This window comes from Nostoc sp. (assembly GCF_036916975.1).
Classification (GTDB): Bacteria; Cyanobacteriota; Cyanobacteriia; order Cyanobacteriales; family Nostocaceae; genus Nostoc.
On record NZ_JBALFF010000015.1, the window covers coordinates 20,295 to 43,406 of the forward strand.

Here is a 23,112-nt window from a genome sequence, read left to right on the forward strand (position 1 = left end):
CTTGATTGCTTCTTAAACCCGAAGAACCCCACCCCTTAATCCCCTCCCCGCCTGCGGGGAGGGGAGACAAAGCATAGCTTTGGCGGGGTGGGGTTCTTTTATTATGGGTAATTTGGCGGACTTGATATTAGGAGTTTGGAGTTTGGAGTTTGGAGTTTTTTAATCAAAATTTCTAACTTCTGTGTATTCTCTGAGTCTGAGCGGTTGCTAAAAAATCGCCGACTAGATAAAGGGAACCACATAAAACGATTAAGTTTTCTGTGGTTGAGGTTGCGGCTTCTAGTGCTGTGAATAAATCTGGATGGATTTGCCGATCGCTTAATTGGGGACAAATATTATAAGCTAGGTTGGCTAAGTAGTCTAAATCGGCAGAAGTTCTACCTGGCCAAGATTCTATTCGTATTGGTACTAAATAAAGGCGATCGCCTGGGCGCAATAAAGCAGTAAAAATATCAGCATGATCCTTATCGGAAAACATTCCCATAACCCAATTGACGGGTTTGGGGTTAACTGCGTCTAAGCTATCGACATACTGGCGAAGAACTTGGGCGGCGGCGGTATTATGAGCGCCATCAAGTAATAATTTATGGTTGTTCCAGGTAGTCCATTGCATCCGCCCTGGCCATTTAGTTTTTGCCATACCGTTACTTATGGCTTCTTCGGAAATCTGCCAACCTGCTTGTTGGAGAATTTCTAAAGCTGCTATTGCCAAAGCTGAATTTGCTAATTGAATTTGTCCGGCTAATGGCAAAGGGTATTTAATTAACTTTGAATTTTGAATTGTTTCATATTCTGCCCATCCTGTAGCGATTTGACGGGCCCGTTGAGGGGTAAAAATCGGGCATTGTAATTCTAAAGCACGCGATCGCACAACTTTCTCTGCCTCTGGTGGCAATGCTCCAACCACAACGGCACATCCACGTTTAAGAATACCTGCTTTTTCTCTCGCAATATCAGCAATGGTAGGGCCAAGTTGCTGCCAGTGTTCCCGGCTGATGGAAGTAATGATCGTAACGAGGGGTTCCAAACAGACATTTGTAGCATCTAGTCGCCCTCCTAGTCCGACTTCTACCACAGCCACATCAACTTCCTGCTGGGCAAAATATAACCAAGCAGCCGCCGTAATTACTTCAAATTGAGTTGCAGATTCCTCTTCAGGGCGAATAACCGCTTGGACTTGTTGGAATAATTGACTCAATTCCTCAGAAGAAATTGGCTGTTCATTCAAACAAATACGTTCCGTCCAATCAACTAAATGGGGGGAAGTATAGCGTCCTGTACGATAACCAGCCTCAGTAAGTACTGAGGAAAGATAAGCACAAACTGAACCTTTACCATTAGTGCCAGCAACATGAATTACCGGGACTTGGTGATGAGGATTACCAAGATTTGCTAAAAGGTTGAGGATGCGATCGAGTCCCAGATGGACACCAAAGCGTTGCAGGGGTTGTATTACAGAATCGATGTTCAAAGAAGGGAGTGGGGAGTGGGGAGTGGGGGGATGAGGCAGATAAGGGAGATGAGGGAGAAATAACCAATGCCCAATGCCCCATGCCCCATCCCCGATTAATTAATGAATTTAAGCTTCTCTATCCAAAAAGCCTTGAATTTGTCTTAAAGCCGCAGCGCCAATATTAAATACTGCCCAGCTAGCAGCAATGACAACTGGTGCTAAAACGATCGCTATACGGTAATCGATATCCATATCTAGAACCCCTCTCTTAAGTAGAAATTAAAGTTTTATCAACTGCTCTCATTTTTATTTTTAGCTGAAGTGGGCAACTTTTCCAAGTAGATATGTAAAGAATGTTTAAATTAGTGGGCATTGGGCATCAGGCATGAGGCATTGGGCATTGGCAAGAGGGGCCTTGGTTACGAATTACGAATTACGTTCGCGCAGCGTGCCGGAGGCTCTATTACGAATTACGAATTACGAATTATTTAAGCCTTGCTAAACCCAATATCAGTACCCTTCCCAGCATGAACTAAAGCTAATTTTTGGTAACGTTTAGCGTGTTCAATGAGTTCTGCGGCTTGAATTTCTGTTACTTGGCGCTGTACTTTGCCAGGAATGCCCACAACTAGGGACAAAGGCGGTACATTTTTAGTTACCACTGCACCAGCACCGATAATGCTACCAGCGCCTACTCTTACCCCGTCTAAAATTACTGCGCCTATGCCAATCAAACTCCCACGCTCAATGTAAGCGGAATGTATCACAGCGCGATGTCCGACAGTGACATGATCCTCTAAAATTGTCGGAAAACCAGGATCGCTATGTAAAATTGCACCATCTTGAATATTTGTGCATTCGCCAATTTCAATCCGTTCTACATCTCCCCTAACCACTGCTCCATACCAAATGCTCACCCCTGCTGCTATATTTACCGAACCCATAACAACAGCATTGGCTGCGATGAAGGCAGCTTGAGAAAAATCAGGAGATGTCCAGTAAGAAACGGTAGACACGATAGAATATGAATATGGTACCCAGGAACACTGGAGAAACTCCAACCTTTGAGGCTGGTTGCACAACTAGGATATCACAGCGTCAAGCCTCTACACTGAGGAAAACACTAGTGACCATTGTGGCTGCCGCAACTCCGTGTCTGTGCAGCAGTGACCAAGTAACCCAAAGTGATGGAGTATAAGTGTATAATACAATACACTGATGCTGGTGAAGACAAAATTATGTTTGTACGCACTTCATGATGAATCCAGGCTTGCAGTACCCGATGTTTGGGCCTGAAATACAGTGTCCCCATTGTCGCCAGACTATTCCGGCGCTGACATTAACAGATACCTATTTGTGTCCGCGTCATGGCGCGTTTGAAGCTAATCCTAAAAATGGAGAGTTAGTCCATTTGCAATCGGGGCGTCATTGGCGGAGGTGGAATAATGAATGGTATAGACAGCATACTCATCCCGATGGTATTCGGTTTGAGATTCACGAAGCATTAGATAAGCTATATACCCAAGGCTTTCGAGCAACAAGAGTAATTATTGCTCGACGCTATCAGGAATTGATGAGTGGCTACTTGGAACGCAGCACACCTTGGCGTTCTGGACAACCAGAAGTTACTGCTGCGCGTTTATACGGCTTACCCGTGGAGTTTAGCCCCGACACCTCAGATGATCCCTGTTGGGAAGTGATCAATTTTGACTTGGAAAAAGAGCCTGGTGTCCCTGTACGCTACCCTTATTTCCGGTTGTTTGAATAAAGTTAGGAGGTTGGAGTTAGGAGTTAGGAGTTAGGAGTTGGGAGTTATGAGTTGGGAGTTATGAGTTGGGAGTTGGGAGTTATGAGTTGGGAGTTAGGAGTTAGGAGTTGGGAGTTAGGAGTTAGGAGTTAGGAGTTATGAGTTAGGAGTTGGGAGTTGGGAGTTAGGAGTTAGGAGTTATGAGTTAGGAGTTAGGAGTTAGGAGTTATGAGTTCGGAGTTAGGAGTTAGGAGTTAGGAGTTAGGAGTTGGGAGTTTGGAGGTTGGAATTTATACCGATTACATCTGAAGTTGCTCCAGAAAAATTGACTTAAGCCAATTGTTTCACCAAGCTTCATCTTGTGCAGTTTCACAAAGAGTTAGTATTACGAGTTAAATTCAATTCATAACTCCTAACTCCTAACTTTACTCATAACTCCTAACTCCTAACTTTACTCATAACTCCTAACTCCTAACTCCTAACTTTACTCAAACCTCCTAACTTTTTTTATGCACCACGCTTCTATTCGGACTGCGAATATTCATCGAGCGATCGCTTTCTACGAATATTTAGGGTTTACAATCTCAGAACGCTTTACTACAGGCTACACCCTCGCTTGCTGGATGGAAGGATTGGGCGGCAGAATTGAACTAATCCAAATTCCCGAACCAAAACCAGCCCCAGATGCCTTTGCGGATGAGCATTATGTAGGGTATTATCATCTCTCGTTCGATTTAACTGAAATTACACCAGATTTACCTAAGTGGTTGACAAATTTACAAGAACGTGTATTAGTGGCATCTGAGAGTCAACCTGAAGAATTACAACCGTTGAAGGTACTTTTAGAACCGACACAACAGCAAATAGGCGATCGCATTTACGAAGTGGCTTTCATTGCTGATACCGATGGCTTACCTCTGGAATTCATTCGGGTTTTAGCAAAACTCCCATAATTTAGCTTTTTTATTACCTTTATTGCTAATATATTGTTTTTCTGTATTGTTACTGAGGTAACAGATTTTTTGGACAGATTAAACTATCGTCACTTTCCAAAATAACTTTGTAATATTATGTCCGGTGAATCAAGCTGAATAAAAAATGTTCGTAGTAAGGACTTTAGTCCTGGCTTTGGGGACTGAATTCCCCACTACAAAATGTTTATTATGGGTGATTTGGCGAACATTATGTAACTGAATTTACAGATATATCTGCTAAATACATGTATGGATTTTCCCGATTTTATAAATATCGCTTGCCGTTATTATTTTTAAGCTTATGGCTAGTAACAGTTTTTTATTAAGCAATAAACCTGCTACTAGGCAACATGCAGCCATATTTAATAAAGAAAAATATCAATCAACCTTGCTAGCAAAAAGAAGAATGCCCTCAACACTGACACAAAATGTCCGTAAGACAGTGCTAGAAAATGGTCTAACTGTTCTGACTAAGGAAGTGCATACTGCGCCAGTAGTAACGGTGCAGGTATGGTACAAGGTTGGCTCACGCAACGAAGAACCGGGCGTGAATGGCATTGCCCACCAGTTAGAACACATGATGTTTAAAGGCACTCTAAACCGTCCAATTCAATTTGGCCGTTTGTTTAGTGCTTTAGGTAGTGATTCCAATGCTTTCACCAGCTACGATCAAACTGCATATTACGGTACTGTCGAACGAAACAAGCTGAAAGCGCTCTTGGTATTAGAAGCTGACAGGATGCAAAATTCCCAGATTGAGCCAGAACAACTGGCGAGTGAGAAGCGGGTAGTAATTTCTGAGTTGCAGGGTTACGAAAATAGCCCCGAATATCGCCTCAACCGCGCCGTTATGAAAGCGGTGTTTCCCAATCATGCTTATGGGTTACCTGTAGGTGGCACGAAAGCTGATGTCGAGAAATTTGAAGTTGAGCAAGTAGAAAAATATTACCGCAATTTTTACAGTCCCGATAATGCCGTCTTAGTAGTTGTTGGAGATTTTCAAACTGCCAATACCCTGGAAACAATTAAAGAGGTGTTTGGCAAACTACCAAAGAAAGTGAGGAGTGAGGAGTTAGGAGTTAGGAGTAAAAATACTTTTACCTCATCCCGCTCATCGCCGATAATATTGCGAGAACCGGGAGCAGGAAGGCTGTTACAAGTTGTCTATCCACTACCAGATGCAAATCAACCAGATGTACCGGCGCTGGATGTGATGGATTACATCTTGACAGAGGGACGCAATTCTAGACTTTATCAGGCATTGGTGGAATCAGGTTTAGCTAGTGAAGTTACAGCCTCTGTTACTAGTTTGCGAGAATCTGGCTGGTATGAAGTGTTGGTGACGGCTGGTTCTAAACAAGATTTGAAGAAAATTGACTCAATGTTGAGTAGCGCGATCGCTAATGTAGCAGAAAAAGGCGTAACATCTGAAGAAGTAAAACGAGCCAAAACCCAATTAGCAGCAGATGTAATTTTGAGTAACCGTGATATCACCTCTCAAGCAATGCGCTTAGGCACTGATGAGACAACTGTTGGTGATTATCGCTACACAGACCGCTATTTGGCAGCTGTTAGTCTGGTGAAGCCGACGGATGTTGTCGCAGTGATTAACAAATACCTCAAAAAAGAAGCCAAAACAGTAGGCTTTTTTGAACCAACTCAGAAGCAGATAACAGAAGTTGGTGACAAACCAGACTCAACGCAAACTAAAGAGAATTTTTCTCCTGGCGTACCTGTGCTTCCTTCTGAGGTGATAAAATACTTACCACCTGTGGATTTAGCTACAAATGCAATCGCCCAAGTGTTACCACAGGAATTTAAATTTACCAACGGATTGCGGTTATTACTGTTACCCGATCGTAGTACTCCCACGGTTACCTTGAGCGGACACATTCAAGCCGGGACGGAATTTGATCCAGAGAATAAAGCTGGACTGGCTGCTTTTGTAGCAGACAATTTGCTAAATGGTACTAATAGCAAGGATGACTTAACTATTGCCAAAGTCTTGGCAGAACGAGGGGCGAGTCTCCACTTTCAAACCTACCGCGAAGGGGTGCATATCGAAGGTGATAGTTTAGCTCTTGATTTGCCGATACTGCTTGAGATATTGGCAGATGTTGTTAAAAATAGTACCTTTCCAATCAAAGAGTTGGAATTGCATCGCCAACAAACTTTAACTGACTTGCAAGTAGAATTAGATGAACCATCAGAAGTAGCCAGAAGAATATTTGTTCAGTCCATTTACCCGAAAGAACACCCCTTACATACTTTTCCCACAGAGGAGAGTTTACAGCAGATTCAGCGCCGGGATGTGATTGATTTCAAAGCTAAACATTATCGTCCAGATACGACAGTGTTGGCGCTGGTGGGAGATTTTGATCTAGACATTGTGCGATCGCTGATTGAAAATGATTTTGGTAACTGGGAAGTTAGCGGCCAAGCACCCACATTAAAATATCCTCCAGTCTCTTTACCACAAAAAATAGTCAGTGTCAACCCAGTTTTACCAGGTAAAGCCCAAGCTGTGACATATATGGGTTACACAGGCATTAACCGTTACGATCCTCGATTTCATGCAGCCTTAGTATTGAACCAGATTTTGGGAGGCGATACCTTATCTAGTAGACTAGGTGCCCAAGTGCGCGATCGCCAAGGTTTGAGCTATGGAATTTATAGCTCCTTCCAAGCCGGGAAGAATGCAGGCACATTTTTGATAGAAATGCAAACTAGTCCTGAAGATAGCAGTAAAGCGATCGCTAGTACCTGCGAAATACTACAGCAAATCCATCAACAAGGCGTTACCGCGCTGGAAGTAGAAACAGCTAAACGCACGCTTATCAGCAACTACAACGTTTCCCTGGCAAACCCAGAGCAATTAACAGATACAATTCTGATGAATGAGGTGTATGGACTAGATAAAGAAGAATTGCACTCCTTCACTGACAAAATCCAGAAAGTCACTCTTACGCAAGTTAATCAAGCGGCTCGTGAGTTACTCCACCCAAATCAAATTGTAGTCGTTACTGCTGGCCCACCTGTGTTGGCAGAAAAAAGCATTAGGTGAGGGCAAAAACTACGGTTCTCAACTTATATCAACATTATATCGCCAGGTGTAGGGGCATGGCGCAATGCCCATTGGTGTCAACTTAACGTGAAAGCGTTGTCTTGCAAGGAACTGAAGTTCCTCTCTTATAGCGAAACTCATCTCTTGATGACTAAATATCCCCAAAAATATGAAGTCTACTTCAGTAGACTTTAGCTATGAGCCTTGAACTTCAGTTCAGGGCGGGTGAGAAAGCCAACAGATAAGCCATTTCTAGACTTAAGTTGACACCAATGGTCTAAGACAAGCCCCTACGGATGTACCTCACATAAACGAGAACCGCTATATAACTTGCACAATCAGGGCGGGCAAATCGCCCACCCCACAACCATGTTGAAAAAATATTAGTGCAAATTAAAGCTGCAACAGCTTAGTAGTAGAGATCGGCATTAGGCATGGATAATATAAAGAATGGGTAAGTGATTTTTCACGCCACCTATTAATAGCATTGCCTTTTGACAAGTACCGATGAAAATTTACAACCATTTATATCAAATTAGTAATTGCATCTGTTATTCCCCATTACTGCTTGGCTACAAATATTACGACGAAACTAAGTAATATTAACGTTGTTACTGAACTTAAAAATTATCTACCTCAGTATTTGGCAGCGATCTAATGTTTCAATTAAAGATAATTTATCTCAGTCCCATAGGTGCAGCTAATAATAAGCTATGGCAATTTTGATTCAAGCCCAACATATCAGGAATAGGTAATATGTTATTATATATACGTTAGCGGCTAAACTGGAAAAATCCCTATCAGGGATTAAAATAATTTAAATTATAGATATTATTTCTCAATTAATCTAGAGAAAGCATTGATACTTCAGCGTCAGAGCCACCAGTAATTATTAACCTATGAACATTTTCAGTAACTTACTTCCTCAACCAACTCAGCCTGGAACATCAAAAAAACAGCGCCGAGGAATTGAAATTAAATCACCGCGTGAAATTGAAATCATGCGGCAATCAGCGACAATTGTGGCAACTGTCCTAAAAGAAATTTCCCAGCTAGTAAAGCCAGGAATGACCACGGCTGATTTAGATATTTATGCAGAAAAACGTATCCGCGAAATGGGTGCAACACCGAGCTTTAAAGGATATCACGGTTTTCCTGGTTCTATTTGCTCCAGTATTAACAATGAAGCAGTGCATGGCATTCCTAGTCCCAAGAAAGTGATTCGCGTGGGGGATGTATTAAAAGTAGATACAGGCGCTTATTATCAAGGCTTTCATGGTGATTCTTGCATTTCAATTGCTGTCGGTGAAGTGACCCAAGAAGCTGCTAAATTAATTTGCGTAGCAGAAGAAGCTTTATATAAGGGCATTGAACAAGTTAAGGCGGGTGCATATCTACTTGACTTAGCTGGAGCAATTGAAGACCATGTAAAAGTTAACGGCTTTAGTATAGTCGAAGAATTCACTGGCCACGGTGTCGGTCGTAATCTGCATGAAGAACCTTCAGTATTCAACTACCGGACCCGCGAGATGCCAAATGTTAAACTCCGTGCGGGAATGACGCTGGCAATTGAGCCAATTTTAAATGCGGGTTCTAGACACACCCGGACATTATCTGACCGTTGGACAGCTGTCACAATGGATAATTCTTTGTCGGCTCAGTTTGAGCATACAGTGTTAGTAACAGAGACTGGTTATGAGATTTTCACTGACCGTTCAAAGGTATAATTGTTAGTTGTAATTATCTGTAATTAAAAGAGGTGAAGCGTCAAAAAAGGGCGATTTGCCTCTTGATTTTTTTATGGAGAAAGGCTCGGATTCGTGACTTCTTAGAGGATGAATGAACAAGTTTTGGGCGAATAAAATAGAGCCTCCGGCACGCTGACGCGGTAAGCGAAGCTATGCCGAAGGCTTTACGCTACTACACAAACGAAGTCCACCTCCGTGGACTAATACACTCATCAAGGGTTTTTAACCTGCGGAGGCAGGTTTTGTCTGTGTAGCCGCGGTTTCTAACCGCCAAGGCTAGTAATAAATTAGACTTGTTCATTTAAGCTCTTAGATAAATCATAAATATCGTAATCGGTTTTTAGTTTTGAATTATTTATCTGAACGCGGCATAGTTAGTTTTATAAATAGGAAGTGTTTCTTTTGATTTAGGGATTGTAAAGATTAGTAATTTATTTTTATAATTTTCGGAGTTTGTACTTAAATTTAAAATATCTACCATTGCTAGTTATTGGGCTGATTCTAAGTTTGCTAGGGCTTTCTTTTCAACTAAAACTCTTTGACTGATAGATTTATAGTTAATTTGATAATAAGCCAATTTCTTCTTTGCTCGATCAGAAACTGATGTTTCATTAGGAATACTATCTAACAAGATTATTGCCTGATGCCATTTGTTTTGTGCTTGTTGCCAAACTTTTAGAGGATGCGGTGGTTTTTGAACTAAAGAAGCAGCCTCAAGACCAAGTTTTTGAGCAGATTTAAACTTTGCGATCGCACTCTGTTCTTGAGTTAAACTTAGACTGATCTTTTGCTCTCTAACTTTCCAACCACCAAAACCCAAGATTAGTAAACTTGAGGCTATGAACAAAGCCGAACGGACTATTTTTTGTGTCGAAAACTTTGGTACTATTTCTACATCCTGGCTAATAATTGGCTCTTTACTACTTTCCTGTTCAATCTTTTTTAAGGCTTGTTCTGCCTGTTCCCTTAAAGTGTCACCCTGGATAATTAAAGCAGCAATTTGTTCTTGGAAATAATCACAATCATTGAGAATATCTGTCAGTTCTTGAAATTTTTCCTGACTCGATATAATTAATTCGTGGTCATCATCTAACCATTCTAAAGCAAACCCAGATTTACCATAAAAAGCAGATACACCTAATAAAATATTTAATAATTTGTGACTATTTTTGATAGTATAAAAAATATAATTTAATTTTTCCTGTAACTCTAACAATTCCTTTTGAGAATTCCTAATTTTGTAAATTTGACCTTGTAAAATTTTAGAGTTACTAAAGTCGAAGTTAATGTTTAAGCTTTCAGTAATTCCCTGAAAGTGGGCGCTGAGGCTTAAATGATTAATATCAGAATTTAGTTGATTGACCAACTGAAGATCGCTGAGAATATCAGTAGCTATTGCCTGCAAAAAATAGCCCCATTCAATCCAGACATCAATTTTTGATTGTAGTTCAGTTAATGAAATTTGAGTTTTTGAGAGGCCAAATTTTCCTGCGATCGCAGGATCTACTAATCCCATACTAGGTATAAACAAACTAGCTACAGCACCTATTCTAGGAAGTGTAGCGATCGCAGAATTTTTGATATTCCCAAATTTCAATTCCTGAGCAATTAATTTCTTAATATTCCGTAGTTGTTCCTGAGCATTATTGATCAGGATAATTTGCTCCATAATTTGATTAGAATCGCCAATAGTCAGTTTTAGATTCTGAATCAGTGTTGGCAATTCACTAACAAGTATTTCTAGGTTAGCCATAAATACCCTTTAGGGATTTGTCGAAAGTTTATGCAAAACAATTAAAATGGCTTGAAAAAGAGGCAAATAAGTAGGCGACAAGGTGACAAGAGGTGATAACTCGCAACAACTCTTTCCCGTCCCCCTCATCCCCCTTGAGTGGCAAATCTCAGCAGCTATAAAATGTATAGTTCCCGCAAATCCTGCTAAAGTAACAATTTAAGTTTCAAAATCCCAGAGAAACCCAAAACTACCCATTCACTAACCTATGAATGAAGTTGATTTAGCATTTACCCCAGCCCTAGAATTGGCGCAATTAATTCGTCGCCGGGAAGTATCACCGCTAGAGTTAGTGGAAATATATTTAGAACGGATTGGGCGGTTGAATCCCCAATTAGGAAGTTATTTTACAGTGACGGCAGAATTAGCGGCAGCAGATGCCAAAGCTAAAACAGAATTATTGACAACTACTTCAGAACTACCGCCATTTTTTGGTGTGCCGATTTCCATTAAAGACCTTAATGCTGTAGCGGATGTTACTTGCACTTATGGAAATCCAGCATTACTGAATAATATCCCTAACTATGATGATGGGGTTGTGACGCGGATTAAGCAAGCGGGATTTACTATTCTCGGTAAAACAGCTACTTCTGAATTAGGTTCGTTTCCATACAGTGAACCTATGGGTTTTCCCCCAGCTAGAAATCCGTGGAATTTAGAATACACCCCAGGCGGTTCTAGTGGTGGGGCGGGGGCGGCGGTAGCAGGGGGATTATGTGCGATCGCTCAAGGTTCTGATGGCGGTGGCTCAATTCGCGGGCCTGCGGCTTGTTGTGGTTTGGTGGGAATCAAGCCATCCAGGGGCAGGGTGAGTAAAGCACCCGTAGGCGATCGCCTCGCGGGAATTGCCGTCAACGGCCCGATCGCCCGGACTGTGGCTGATGCTGCTGCCCTTTTGGATGCCATCTCTGGCTATACAACAGGCGATCCTTATTGGTTGCCAGATCCTGAACCATCCTTTCTCGCCGCCACTGGGGCAAAACTTGGTGCTTTGCGGATTGCTTTTGAAACTAGCATTTCTCCTTTGGGAGAAGCTGACGCCAATTGTCAGCAAGGAGTCCGCCAAACAGTTGAGTTATTAGAACAACTCGGCCACCACGTTGAACAGAAATCTCCAGATTTTAGCGGCTTAGTTGAACCATTTCAAATCGTCTGGCAAGCTGGGGTCGCTGCATCAGGACTTCCGGTTGAAGCCATGCAGCCCGTGAATCGCTGGTTATTTGCCCGCACAGGTTCTGTTGCCGAGTACCTGCAAGCAGTTTCTCAAATGCAGATAGTAGCACGGCAAATTGTAGCGTTTTTTGATACCGTGGATGTGCTGGTATTGCCAGTTTATTTACATTCACCTATCCGCGTTGGTGAATGGGCTTCTCTGAGTCCAGAAGAGACATTCCAAAATATTATTGAGTGGGTTGCCCCTTGTCCGGCTGCGAATGCAACTGGACAACCTGCGATCGCAATTCCTGTAGGCTTTGATAGTAATGGTTTACCCATCAGTGTGCAGCTAATTGGCAAACCTGCGGCTGAAGCCACACTCATCAGTTTAGCAGCACAATTAGAAGCAGCTAACCCTTGGATACATCATCGTCCAGCCTTTGCAATATAGGGCTAACCATGCCTTGAATTGTCAGCTAATCATGCAACCCACCTTCGGCACCCTAACTGTCACAAGTACTAATGAACTGTGAACTATAATCAGGAGTAGCATTGTAAACGATATCCCGCCCAGAACTGAAGTTCTTTGGCTTTTAGCTGAAGTCCACTAAGTGGACTAAACGAACAATTTAGTCCACTTAAGTGGACTTCAGCTATGAGACTCGGAATTTATTCCGAGGCGGGATAGAAACGCAGTACGAGATTTACGAATACCCGTATTCTATGCAATTGGGAACCGCTATAGTTTGTACAGGCGATAAACCTGCTGTTTTTTCAATCAATATTCAACTATAAAAAATGCCTTTTACTTATAACCGCACGGTTCGCTTTCAAGATACTGATGCTGCTGGAGTAGTTTATTTTGGTAATGTTTTGGGTATTTGCCATGAAGCTTATGAAGAATCTCTAGAAGCATCAAATATTAATCTCAAAGATTTTTTTACTAATCCATCTGTAGCTTTCCCGATTGTTCATGCTAGTGTCGATTTTTTGCGCCCTATGTTTAGCGGGGACAAGTTACTAATTAGTTTAATTCCTCAAAAAATAGGTGGTGATAAGTTTCAAATTAGTTACGAAATTACAGTGGCTGAGGTGGTAGTTGCTAAGGCTATTACTAGACATGTTTGTATTGATGTGAGTAGTAGAAGTAAGCAGGAATTACCTGATGAGATTATTCAGTGGTTGGAGACGAACCACAGAGACGCTGAGAAGCCAGTGCGTTGCGGGGGTTCCCCCCGTTGAAGCAACTGGCGCGAAGCAGAGAGAAGAAAGTCTAGAGAGATTATGTGATGGAATTTTGGAGGAATTCTCTGGCTATTTGCTGTAACTCTTGGCGGTTGATTTTACCTTGGGAGTTGCGGGGTAGGTTTTGCTGGGGAATCCAATATTTGGGAATTTTAAATTTGCTGAGTTTGTCTTGGAGTAGAGTTTGGATTTTTAAGGCAGAGGTATTTGATTTTTTGGGAATATAAATCGCTGTTAAAGCTTGTCCCCAATGTTTATCTTGGATACCGATGACACAAATATCGGCAACCAATTGAGTTGCTTGTATAGCTGATTCAATCTCTGCTGGGTAAATATTTTCTCCACCTGTAATAATTTTGTCGCTATTACGTCCGACAATATTTAAATGACCTTGCTCGTCTAAAAATCCTAAATCATCTACTTGGAAATCAGCTTGATTTTCTCTGGTTATCGGATAGTAGCCCTTGGCTAAAGATTGAGCATAAATCGTAATATTTCCGATTTGATTGGAATTTAAAATCTCACCTTGCTGATTGCGAATAGTTACTTTTGCATGGGGAAGAATTTCACCACTGCTAATTTTACCCCTGAGAAAATCATCGGGTTTGAGGGTAGCAATTTGAGAGGCTGTTTCTGTCATGCCATAAGTAGGCGCTAACCGAATGCGATTAAATCTAGCTTTTTCTAATAGTTCGTTCCATGCTGGCGCACCTCCCAGAAGTACAGTATTAAATTGAGATAGCCATTGAGTTAATTCGGGATTTTGCAGGAGTCTTTGTAACTGCGTTGGGACTAAAGATATTAAAAATTCTGATTGTTTAATGTTGAATATTTGACCTGTTTCTACTGCTTTGAATGGCAGAATAGCCAGTTTACCCCCGGTGGTGAAAGAGCGCATAAATTGCATTAAACCGCTAACGTGATATAGCGGCAATACACAAAAAGAATTGACTTGTTTTAGTTGAAAATATTCTGTAAATCCTTGTACAGATGCTATAAGACTTTCCCAAGTATGGATGACAAATTTTATTTGCCCAGATGAACCACCTGTGGGAATCATGATGAGTGGGGAATGGGGGGATATGATAGTAATTTCTTCGCAATTCCGATTCCCGATTCCCGATTGCCTATTGCCTACTCCCCAAATAATATCTGGTTTTACTAAATCAAAGACTTGCTGCCATTCTTCTTTTACCCAGTCGGGGTTACAAAGAAAAACTGGACAATTAGCTGCACAAGCGGCAATAAAACTTGCTAAAAACCGTAATGGTTCACGTTCGGCTAAGATGATTTTTGGTGGGATTCTATCTGCTGATAATTGTGTTAGTTCTAAATATAAGTCTTGAGCTATTTGATTAAATTGACGGCTGTTATAACCAATAAACCAATCATTTTCAGACAGGTTATTAAGATAGTCTAAAGGTCGTTCCATAGACTTTGAAGCCATGTTTCTTCTTGTTCAAAAAAATGGTCAATGCCAAAACCAACTGCCCTATTGTTTCGGGATAATTCCGCTGCTAGCTGGAGTGCTGCAAGTCTACCGATCGCAGTTTCAAATACTGATGAAAATACAGTATCAATTTTATGCTGCTGGCAAAACTTTCTCAGACGAGATGGAGATCCAACTATCCCAGGCTTAATCACAAAAATTCCTCGCCAACCTTGTTGATAACAGGCGGCGAGTTGCCTAAGTGTGGCGACAGATTCATCTATTGCGATCGCAGTTTCATAACTCTTACTCAATTTCAACATCTGCTGAAATTGCTCAACGGGTAACGGTTGTTCGATAAATTCAATTTCTAAGGATAGTTCTCTATTCGCCTTAAAATTGTCGCAAGTTTGCAGCCATAAGTTAGCTTCTTCATAGCTGAGTCCACCGTTAGCATCTAATCGCAGTTTGGTAAAGTCTGGTAAGGTGTATATCAGTGACTCAAAAATTTCTAGTTCATCAGCGATCGCATACACACCAATTTTCCACTTAAATGTGTGATATCCCTTCTCCCACAAAGTTTCCCATTGATTTAAAGCCCCTTCCCCAGCTGGTAATAAAGCACTGAAAAAGAGTGAGTTAGGAGTTAGGAGTGAGGAGTTAGGAGTTTGGAGTGAGGAGTTAGGAGTTTGGAGTGAGGAGTTAGGAGTTTGGAGTGAGGAGTTAGGAGTTATAAAATTATCCCCCTCATCCCCCTCATCCCCCCACTCCCAAGCTGACTCAAAGCCAAATTGACAAGCAGGTAACTCATCTGGGATGGAGAAAATTATCTCGTCTGCGATTTTTTTTGGGAGTTGGCGACAAAAATCTAAGGCTTGTTCTAGGGTTTCGGAACCGAACCAGCTAATGGGGGCAATTTCTCCCCAGCCTACTTTACCTGATTCATCGGTAAGCCGGAGAATAATACCTTCACGAATATCCCAATTACCATGATTGGTGGTAACCGATTGCAGAAATCTTCGCTGATAAGGACGAAATTCAAATCTGTAGTCATTAGTCATTAGTCATTCTCCCTTTGCCCAATGCCCAATGCTCCATGCCATTAAAGCATAAATCCCAGTCCAAGCAGCAAGCAAGCACAAAAATGCACGGCTACGGCGATAAATTTACAGTTACTAACTTTATCTGGCTGGTTGTGATTTTCTTGGACATGGCGACATAATTTGACAGCAAAGGGTAAACTTGCCCAACTCAATAAAGTCCAAGGTGGAGAAATTCCCAATAGTACAAACAGCAAGCTTAGGGGATAAATGCTACCAGTAAACCAAACTAGGAGTTGAGCCCCTTTTTGAGTTCCTAGACGGACGATAGGCGATCGCTTGCCTGCGGCTATGTCATCCTTAACTTGGTGAAAGTGTGAGCAGAATAAAATTAAGGTTGTGGCAATACCGACAATGACTGAGACTGCTAAACAAGTCATTGATAAAGTTTGGGTTTGGCTGTAATATGCTGCCTCCACTGCTAAGGGGCCAAAGGCAAAAAAGCAAAGAATCTCGCCTAAACCCTGATATCCTAAGCGAAAGGGAGGCCCTTGGTACATATAGCCTAAACCACAGCATAGTAAAATGATGCCGATAACAGTTAGGTCTTGTTGCCAAAAAGCGATCGCTAGTATGCCCAGCAATCCCAAACCTAAACACAAATTTCCTATCCAAAATATTAATGACTTATTATCTGTTAAGTTAACCAGAGAATGGTGCTTATTTTGATCGATACCGGTTTCGGAATCAAACACATCATTACTGATATTTTCCCAGGCAAGAATTAAGATTGCCGCAGCTACAAAAGTAGAAAATACTGTACTATTAAAAACTTTAGTTTCGGCGAATGCTACTGCTGTTCCTACCCAAATGGGCATAATGGCAACGCTGTACATTGGCGGTTTAATCGCTGCCATCCATAACTTACTGTTAGGATATAAAATCTGCTTGGTTGTCATTAGTCGTAATTAATTAAATTGCCAGAAAAATACTTACACTTAAGATTTTATAATTTAAAGAGACGCACCGTTACGCAAAAGTCAGGCATTCACGCATTCAAAAGTTAAAAAACTTATAATTTGGGCTTTTTAACTGTTGCAATGGTAGCTTTATCATTGCCCTCTCACATTCCAGGCTTGGGCTATAACTGGCTTGTCAGGGTCTGGGAACACCATAAACAACGCAAATCCTCCGCTGGTGAAATGATAACTTAATATGTCACCTGTAGAAATACGACCACGATTAATTACACTTTAGGAAGTTAACTTAAAAAAAATTTACTATAGATCCATGACAGTTTCACCATGTCGTAGCAACCTCTTTGTACACAAAGATTTATATCAATTTTTGGTAGCAGTGCAAGAAAAGTGCGTCAAAAGTAATTGCAGGCAAATTGTCAGTATCTCTCAGGAGATCGATTTAGTTGACCCTTTACTAGTATTAGATAAACTAACACAAGCAAATGAAATAAATTTTTACTTTGAGGATAAAGGTAAAGGAGAAGCGATCGCGGCAATTGATGCCGTGGCAAAATTACAAATTGATGGTATAGATCGTTTTACTCAAGCTGAACATTTTATCAAATCTTGTCTAAAAAATATAATTAACTTTGGTAACGTTAACCAACCTTTTTCTGGCCCTCACTTTTTTTGTTATTTCAGCTTTTTTGATAAAAATGCCCAAATAGATTATCCGTTTCCATCTGCTACCATCTTTCTTCCCCGTTGGCAAGTAGCTGTTAAAAATCAACGTTGCATATTAGTAACAAATATAATTATCAATGAAAGTGTAAATATCCCAAGGTTATTGGAGAATGTGCAAAACAAAATTGAATTTCTTCAATCTTTAGAATATTACTCTGCTAATATTGATTGTTTCCCAGCAAACTTTTACAAGAAATCTGTCACCAATGCTACTGGGTTTAAACGTTCAGTAGTATCTGTTCTGGAAAAAATTAAGTCTAGTCATTTAAGCAAGATTGTTCTCGCAGATATATTAGATGTAAAATCAAGCAATCACTTTGACTTAGTTAAATCCTTAAATAATCTTAGACAAATACATCCTAATTGTTATATTTTTTCTACAAGTAATGGCAAAGGACAAAACTTTATTGGTGCAAGTCCAGAAAGATTAATTAGTATTAATAATCAACAGTTAATTACTGATGCTTTAGCTGGTTCTGCACCACGAGGTAAAACCCCTGCTGAAGATGCAGCTAATGCCAATCGCTTGCTTAATAGTGAAAAAGAAAAGCACGAACATTCACTGGTGCTTGATTTCATTACACAACGCCTATGCCAGCTAGGTTTATTACCCCAAATATTAGCACCACGGCTGCGACAATTATCGAATATCCAGCATTTATGGACACCAATTAGTGCTATAGTTCCTGCAAACATCCATCCATTAAAGATTGTCGCCCAATTGCATCCTACACCAGCTGTTGCCGGTGCAGCACGAGATGTAGCCTGTGCGGAAATTCGGCGTTATGAAAACTTTGAAAGAGGTTTGTATGCTGCGCCTCTGGGTTGGATAGATTCTCAGGGTAACTGCGAGTTTATTGTGGGAATTCGTTCAGCATTGATTGATGGCGATCGCGCGAGATTGTATGCTGGTGCTGGTATCGTCGCTGGTTCTGATCCTGACAAGGAGTTTGCAGAGGTGCAGCTTAAACTTCAGGCGTTACTTAAAGCATTAGTTTAAAGTTAATTAGTAATTTTGTATGCCAGCTAAAGATGTTTATCACAATTCTGTAGTAAACTATTAAGTAATTATCACCTTAATAGTAAGTAAATTTAACATTAATGTTAATTATAATTTTATTAACAGTAATAGTTGCAGCATTTACAGGAGCAATATTTCTTTTTGTTGCTATATGGCGTTTAGACTCAATTGAATATGGATTATTAACGTTCTTGTGGTCATTTATTGTTGCTTTACTAGGTGCTATTGCTGGTTTTTGTCTGGGGTGATTATGGTATAAATGGCAACTTAAAACTCATCCAAGTTATTCAAATCCCGACCTGAATGGCCTAAGTCTAGCGATGATAGGGCTAGAGTTATTTTTTGTTCGGCTGTGTTTTATTCAGGCTGGAACCATTCTAGGTGCGATTTGGGGCGGAGTCCGTAGTTTAAGGTATTATGAAACACGTAGTAAACGTACCTGAGCGATCGCATTTTTACCTTTAAATCTAGCGATCGCGCGAGATTGTATGCTGGTGCTGGTATCGTTGCTGGCTCCGATCATGACAAGGAGTTTGCAGAGGTACAGCTTAAACTTCAGGCATTACTCAAAGCATTAGTTTAATAGCTAATTTATCAGCCACCGATGATTTTGCAACACTCAATCACTAAAATTTGCTTGGCCATATCTTTATTAATAAATCTCGCACTACGTTTCTATCTCGCCTCGGAATGAATTCCGAGTCTCATAGCTGAAGTCCACTTAAGTGGACTAAATTAATTGTTCAGTCCACTTAAGTGGACTTCAGCTATTAGCCCAGAACTTTAGTTCTGGGCGGGATGTCGGTGAGCGTGAGAGTTTAACTCTGACAAAATGTGGATAAAAGAGTTGAAACCTATGTGGACAGCACTTGTGTGTACTACTATCTGAGAATACTTTACCCCAAATCTTGATGAGTAAAAGCTTTAGCATTCGCACCGGTGTAAGTAGCTACAATATGCCCATTGCCAGTCATTTGATATTTGTATGTAACTAATCCTTCTAAACCAACAGGCCCACGCGGTGGCATTTGTTGCGTACTAATTCCGACTTCTGCACCGAAACCATAGCGGAAACCATCAGCAAATCTGGTAGAACAATTGTGGAATATATTAGCGGAATTTACCAATCCAAAAAAAGTTTCTACAGATGTTGAATCTTCAGTAATAATCGCGTCAGTATGACGAGAACCATATTCGTTAATATGCGCGATCGCACCTTCTATAGAGTCTACAATCTTAATAGACAAAATATAATCGCTGTATTCTGTTTCCCAATCTATTTCTGTTGCAGCTACAATATTAGGTAAAATTTCTAAAGTGCGTTTATCACCTCTTAATTCTACATGCCTTTCTTGCAAAGCCTGGGCAACTTTTGGTAAAAATTCACTAGCAATTGATTGGTGAACTAGCAAAGTTTCAATCGCATTACAAACAGCCGGATATTGCGCTTTTGCATCTACTGTAATCGGAACTGCTTTAGAAATATCGGCGGCTTTATCTATATAAAGATGACAAATTCCATCGGCGTGGCCTAATACCGGAATCCGTGTATTTTCTTGCACAAAACGCACAAAAGAATTAGAACCTCTGGGAATAATTAAATCTACATATTTATCTAACTTCAAAAGTTCTAGAGTTTCTTCTCTAGTTGTGAGCAACTGTACCGCATCAGGGTTAACAGCAGTTTGAGATAATCCTTGTTTAATTGCCTTAACTATTGCTTCACAAGAACGCACCGCTTCTTTTCCACATTTGAGAATCACACCATTACCCGATTTTATCGCTAAAGAAACAATTTGAATCGCCGCTTCTGGACGGGCTTCAAAAATAATTCCTAAAACACCTAAAGGACAAGTAATTCGCTTCAGAATTAAACCAGTGTCAATTTCTCGGTGAATCTGTACTTTACCAATAGGATCGGCTAGCTTACCAACATCTCGTACCCCTGCGATCGCATCTCTTAATTTATGTTCATCCAACTGCAAGCGTTTATAAAGCGGTTGGGGAATTCCTTCAGCATCAGCAGCTTCACAATCAGTAACATTTGCTTGTAAAATTTCATCTCTAGCTGATTCTAAAGCTTCAGCGATCGCCACAAGGGCCTGATTTTTCGCCTCAGTGGAGAGAATCGCTAATTTACTTGCAGCTTGGCGGGTTTGTCCTGCGATCGCAATTAGGGGAGAAGCAATGTTAAGAATAGTCATAGTACAAATCTTTACCTTTTCCTCATCTTATCAATGTGAGTTGATCATTGCTTATCGTCTTCCCCCAATCGGGTGAACCATCTGGGTAATCAATGATTACTCCAATCGGGTGAAGCAAAACTTGGTTCAAAACATTTAGTCTATGATTATCGAACACAGACAAATTAAAGGTACTAAACTTACAGCATTCAAAATATTATAAGTATTGTTACATAGCTCTATTTTAAAGTCTTAAAAATGATTTATGCGTACCGGAGACTAGAGAGACATCTTAATGTATGTTTCTCTAGTCTTTTCCTTAAGTAAATAATTTATACTGCCAATATTTAAATTTTTACGAAATTGTGATGACGATCGCTGGATCTATTGAGTATTCATGGATCAAATACCACTCCTTTGCTAGGGAGATTTTATGTCATTGCAATCTGGATTAGATGCCTTAAAACAGAAACGTTATCAAGAAGCGGTTGAATTACTCGAACAATTCTGCCGTGATTGCGTTGAACGTGATTCCTCAGATTATCTTTCAGCACAGATGTGGCTGATCAAAGCCTATCAAGCCACAGGCGAAATCGAAAAAGCCAAGATTCTCTGTCAAAAGTTAATCATGAGTGAAAACCCACAGGCTCGCAGTTGGTCCCAAAAAGCTAGTCAATCTTTGGGTCAAACCCCATCTAACGCCAGCCAAAAAGCTAGTCGCGCCGCCACTACTGGGATAAAGTTAGCGATGGGGGGTGTGGGTGGTAGTTTGGCGTTAGCTTCTGGTGTCACCATGACCTTGCTATTTGGCATGGTCTTCGCTTTAGGTTTGAGTTTAGTATTTATTTTGGGTAGCGACAATCCCCAGCAAGGACTAGCGATCGCAATTGGTATTACCCTAGTTTTTAATATCGCCGCCTTTTTCTTGTCTCCATTTCTCATGGACTTAACCCAAAGCTGGCTTTACCAAACTCGCTGGGTAGAGTTAGCAGAAGTTGAAAACCTCAGTCCAGAGACGGCTAAAGTTATTCGCCAAGTCTGTGAACAGAAAAAGTTAAAAACGCCCCGTTTGGGCATCATTAACGACCAAAACCCCACGGCTTTTACTTATGGCTCATTACCTAACAGCGCCCGTTTAGTAGTCAGTCAGGGACTTTTCACATACCTGGATGACGATGAAATTGCTACCGTCTACGCCCATGAATTGGGGCATATCGTCCACTGGGACTTCGCAGTGATGACAGTAGCTTCTACCTTAGTGCAGATTTGCTACCTGATTTACAGCACAGCTATAAGATTAGGGCGTGGTGGCGATCGCAAAATTAAAGATGCGATGCAAACTGCTGCCTTAGTCGCCTACGTGTTTTATCTTATTGGTACTTACTTACTGCTGTACCTCTCTCGCACACGAGAATATTTTGCTGACCACTTTGCAGCAGAAAGTACAGGTAATCCCAATGGATTATCCCGCGCTTTGGTAAAGATTGCCTACGGGATATTAGAAGAAGGTTCACGGACACAAGAACCCAGCCGTTTAATTGAAGGCACTCGCGCCTTGGGTATCTATGACCATAAAGCCGCGGCTTCCACAGGAACCGCTTACCGCATTGCATCCGATCCGCAAAAAGTTGGTCGCGTCTTTTTGTGGGATATGTTTAACCCTTGGGGCTGGTGGATGGAATTAAATTCTACTCATCCATTGACAGGAAAACGAGTTCGTGCATTAAGCACCTATGCCGAACAGTTGGGTTTACCGACTGAGTTCGATATGGGGCGAGTTATCAAAGAAGGCAAAACTCTGAGTAAGAGTAGGCTTTACAGCAACTTTTTTTTAGATGTTGTGCTGTATGGTGCTGAAACTATAGGTTTCTTCATTGGCTTGATAATGGGTGTGATTCTGTGGTCAAGTTCCCCAAACACAGGTTTAGCATTTGGTGCGCCACTAATTGGCTTAGGGATGGGGATTATTGTTAAAGCCTTGGTGATGTTTCCCGATTACAAACAAGCAGCAGAAACCGATATTCTCACCCTGATGTCAGACCCTTACGCCAGTCCGTTACGTGGACAACCTGCAAAACTTAAAGGTCAACTAATTGGTCGTGGCGATGCTGGTTATAAATTTGGTTCCGATTTAAAAATTCAGGATCGTACTGGGATGCTTTATCTGCGTTACGCCTCACGCTTTGGCCCTATCGGCAATTTCTTGTTTGGGATGAAGCGAGTCAAAAGCTTGATTGGCGAACAAGTTGGGGCGGTGGGTTGGTTCCGTCGGGGTGTTGCACCTTGGATGGATTTGATTCAACTTCAAAGTGAAAATGGCACCATTGTTAATAGTTACCATCGCTTTTGGTCATTCATCCTTGGCGGTGGATCGATTATCCTGGGAGTGGTCTTGATTATGTTCTTGAGCAGTTAGCTGAGTTTCTCGCCTGCTGTCAAAGCATTTCTCAGTCCATCCAAGCTTTAATTTGTCAGGAGGTAGTTATTAACTACCTCCTTTTTTTATGCAACTTATAAATTATACTAATTCACGGAAACCCTGATATATAGCGGTTACC

16 protein-coding genes and 1 pseudogene are annotated in these 23,112 nt (G+C 41.1%); 9 read left to right on the plus strand and 8 right to left on the minus strand.

Annotated features, from left to right (window positions below; genetic code table 11):
• Positions 1-172: 172 nt before the first annotated feature.
• The 3 genes from V7K73_RS03480 to V7K73_RS03490 all read right to left on the minus strand — a co-directional run bounded on the left by V7K73_RS03480 (position 173) and on the right by V7K73_RS03490 (position 2,469).
• On the minus strand, positions 173-1,471 hold the full coding sequence (locus tag V7K73_RS03480; protein WP_334877172.1) for a bifunctional folylpolyglutamate synthase/dihydrofolate synthase: 1,299 nt from the start codon (positions 1,469-1,471) through the stop codon (positions 173-175).
• Between the two features lie 108 nt (positions 1,472-1,579).
• Positions 1,580-1,705, minus strand: a complete 126-nt coding sequence (locus tag V7K73_RS03485; protein WP_012411301.1) for a photosystem II protein Y — start codon at positions 1,703-1,705, stop codon at positions 1,580-1,582.
• Positions 1,706-1,941: 236 nt separating this feature from the next.
• Complete coding sequence (locus V7K73_RS03490) at positions 1,942-2,469, minus strand: gamma carbonic anhydrase family protein (protein ID WP_334877174.1); 528 nt, start codon at positions 2,467-2,469, stop codon at positions 1,942-1,944.
• A gap of 242 nt (positions 2,470-2,711) precedes the next feature.
• Between V7K73_RS03490 and V7K73_RS03495 the strand changes: the two genes are divergently transcribed.
• The 4 genes from V7K73_RS03495 to map all read left to right on the plus strand — a co-directional run bounded on the left by V7K73_RS03495 (position 2,712) and on the right by map (position 8,965).
• Complete coding sequence (locus V7K73_RS03495; protein ID WP_442936731.1) at positions 2,712-3,221, plus strand: TIGR02652 family protein; 510 nt, start codon at positions 2,712-2,714, stop codon at positions 3,219-3,221.
• A 488-nt stretch (positions 3,222-3,709) separates the two neighbouring features.
• On the plus strand, positions 3,710-4,153 hold the full coding sequence (locus V7K73_RS03500; RefSeq protein ID WP_334877178.1) for a VOC family protein: 444 nt from the start codon (positions 3,710-3,712) through the stop codon (positions 4,151-4,153).
• 322 nt (positions 4,154-4,475) lie between these two features.
• Entirely contained in the window at positions 4,476-7,238 is a 2,763-nt protein-coding gene (locus V7K73_RS03505) for a M16 family metallopeptidase (protein ID WP_442936730.1), read from the plus strand.
• A gap of 899 nt (positions 7,239-8,137) precedes the next feature.
• Positions 8,138-8,965 carry a type I methionyl aminopeptidase gene (gene map / locus V7K73_RS03510; protein ID WP_334877180.1) on the plus strand — a complete coding sequence of 276 codons (828 nt, stop codon included), beginning with the start codon at positions 8,138-8,140 and terminating at the stop codon, positions 8,963-8,965.
• A gap of 508 nt (positions 8,966-9,473) precedes the next feature.
• Here map and V7K73_RS03515 read toward each other — a convergent pair.
• On the minus strand, positions 9,474-10,739 hold the full coding sequence (locus V7K73_RS03515; RefSeq protein ID WP_334877182.1) for a hypothetical protein: 1,266 nt from the start codon (positions 10,737-10,739) through the stop codon (positions 9,474-9,476).
• 247 nt (positions 10,740-10,986) lie between these two features.
• Between V7K73_RS03515 and V7K73_RS03520 the strand changes: the two genes are divergently transcribed.
• A complete protein-coding gene (locus tag V7K73_RS03520; protein WP_334877184.1) occupies positions 10,987-12,384 on the plus strand; it encodes an amidase in 1,398 nt (465 codons plus the stop codon).
• Between the two features lie 347 nt (positions 12,385-12,731).
• Positions 12,732-13,175: an acyl-CoA thioesterase gene (locus tag V7K73_RS03525; RefSeq protein WP_334877186.1), complete on the plus strand. Its 444-nt coding sequence runs from the start codon at positions 12,732-12,734 to the stop codon at positions 13,173-13,175.
• A gap of 40 nt (positions 13,176-13,215) precedes the next feature.
• Here V7K73_RS03525 and V7K73_RS03530 read toward each other — a convergent pair whose 3' ends face one another.
• Genes V7K73_RS03530 through menA form a run of 3 tightly spaced genes read right to left on the minus strand, consistent with a single transcriptional unit; the run spans position 13,216 to position 16,606 of the window.
• Entirely contained in the window at positions 13,216-14,610 is a 1,395-nt protein-coding gene (locus V7K73_RS03530) for a 2-succinylbenzoate--CoA ligase (RefSeq protein WP_334877230.1), read from the minus strand.
• Positions 14,595-15,668 (minus strand): o-succinylbenzoate synthase, encoded by a 1,074-nt coding sequence (locus V7K73_RS03535; RefSeq protein WP_334877188.1) that lies wholly within the window; start codon positions 15,666-15,668, stop codon positions 14,595-14,597. Before V7K73_RS03535 ends, V7K73_RS03530 begins: the two co-directional genes overlap by 16 nt.
• Positions 15,669-15,709: 41 nt before the next feature.
• Positions 15,710-16,606, minus strand: a complete 897-nt coding sequence (menA, locus tag V7K73_RS03540) for a 2-carboxy-1,4-naphthoquinone phytyltransferase (protein ID WP_334877190.1) — start codon at positions 16,604-16,606, stop codon at positions 15,710-15,712.
• A 331-nt stretch (positions 16,607-16,937) separates the two neighbouring features.
• On the opposite strand from menA, the gene V7K73_RS03545 reads away from it, so the two are divergent.
• A complete protein-coding gene (locus tag V7K73_RS03545) occupies positions 16,938-18,350 on the plus strand; it encodes an isochorismate synthase (RefSeq protein WP_334877192.1) in 1,413 nt (470 codons plus the stop codon).
• Positions 18,351-18,843: 493 nt separating this feature from the next.
• A pseudogene (locus V7K73_RS03550) lies at positions 18,844-18,954 on the plus strand (hypothetical protein); the annotation flags it as partial.
• Between the two features lie 313 nt (positions 18,955-19,267).
• Here the strand turns inward: V7K73_RS03550 and V7K73_RS03555 are convergent.
• The gene (locus tag V7K73_RS03555) at positions 19,268-20,575 is read right to left on the minus strand and encodes a glutamate-5-semialdehyde dehydrogenase (protein WP_334877196.1); all 1,308 of its coding nucleotides are present in this window, start codon (positions 20,573-20,575) and stop codon (positions 19,268-19,270) included.
• A gap of 412 nt (positions 20,576-20,987) precedes the next feature.
• On the opposite strand from V7K73_RS03555, the gene V7K73_RS03560 reads away from it, so the two are divergent.
• Positions 20,988-22,970 carry a zinc metalloprotease HtpX gene (locus V7K73_RS03560; protein WP_334877198.1) on the plus strand — a complete coding sequence of 661 codons (1,983 nt, stop codon included), beginning with the start codon at positions 20,988-20,990 and terminating at the stop codon, positions 22,968-22,970.
• Positions 22,971-23,112 lie beyond the last annotated feature (142 nt).

Excerpts from the sequence above, each read along its gene's own strand:
- V7K73_RS03555 (WP_334877196.1), bottom strand. The coding sequence starts at position 20,575 with ATGACTATTCTTAACATTGCTTCTCCCCTAATTGCGATCGCAGGACAA.
- V7K73_RS03530 (WP_334877230.1), bottom strand. The coding sequence starts at position 14,610 with ATGGAACGACCTTTAGACTATCTTAATAACCTGTCTGAAAATGATTGG.
- V7K73_RS03545 (WP_334877192.1), top strand. The coding sequence starts at position 16,938 with ATGACAGTTTCACCATGTCGTAGCAACCTCTTTGTACACAAAGATTTA.
- V7K73_RS03560 (WP_334877198.1), top strand. The coding sequence starts at position 20,988 with ATGTCATTGCAATCTGGATTAGATGCCTTAAAACAGAAACGTTATCAA.
- V7K73_RS03515 (WP_334877182.1), bottom strand. The coding sequence starts at position 10,739 with ATGGCTAACCTAGAAATACTTGTTAGTGAATTGCCAACACTGATTCAG.
- V7K73_RS03525 (WP_334877186.1), top strand. The coding sequence starts at position 12,732 with ATGCCTTTTACTTATAACCGCACGGTTCGCTTTCAAGATACTGATGCT.
- V7K73_RS03495 (WP_442936731.1), top strand. The coding sequence starts at position 2,712 with ATGAATCCAGGCTTGCAGTACCCGATGTTTGGGCCTGAAATACAGTGT.
- V7K73_RS03500 (WP_334877178.1), top strand. The coding sequence starts at position 3,710 with ATGCACCACGCTTCTATTCGGACTGCGAATATTCATCGAGCGATCGCT.
- V7K73_RS03505 (WP_442936730.1), top strand. The coding sequence starts at position 4,476 with ATGGCTAGTAACAGTTTTTTATTAAGCAATAAACCTGCTACTAGGCAA.
- V7K73_RS03520 (WP_334877184.1), top strand. The coding sequence starts at position 10,987 with ATGAATGAAGTTGATTTAGCATTTACCCCAGCCCTAGAATTGGCGCAA.
- menA (WP_334877190.1), bottom strand. The coding sequence starts at position 16,606 with ATGACAACCAAGCAGATTTTATATCCTAACAGTAAGTTATGGATGGCA.
- V7K73_RS03485 (WP_012411301.1), bottom strand. The coding sequence starts at position 1,705 with ATGGATATCGATTACCGTATAGCGATCGTTTTAGCACCAGTTGTCATT.
- map (WP_334877180.1), top strand. The coding sequence starts at position 8,138 with ATGAACATTTTCAGTAACTTACTTCCTCAACCAACTCAGCCTGGAACA.
- V7K73_RS03535 (WP_334877188.1), bottom strand. The coding sequence starts at position 15,668 with ATGACTAATGACTACAGATTTGAATTTCGTCCTTATCAGCGAAGATTT.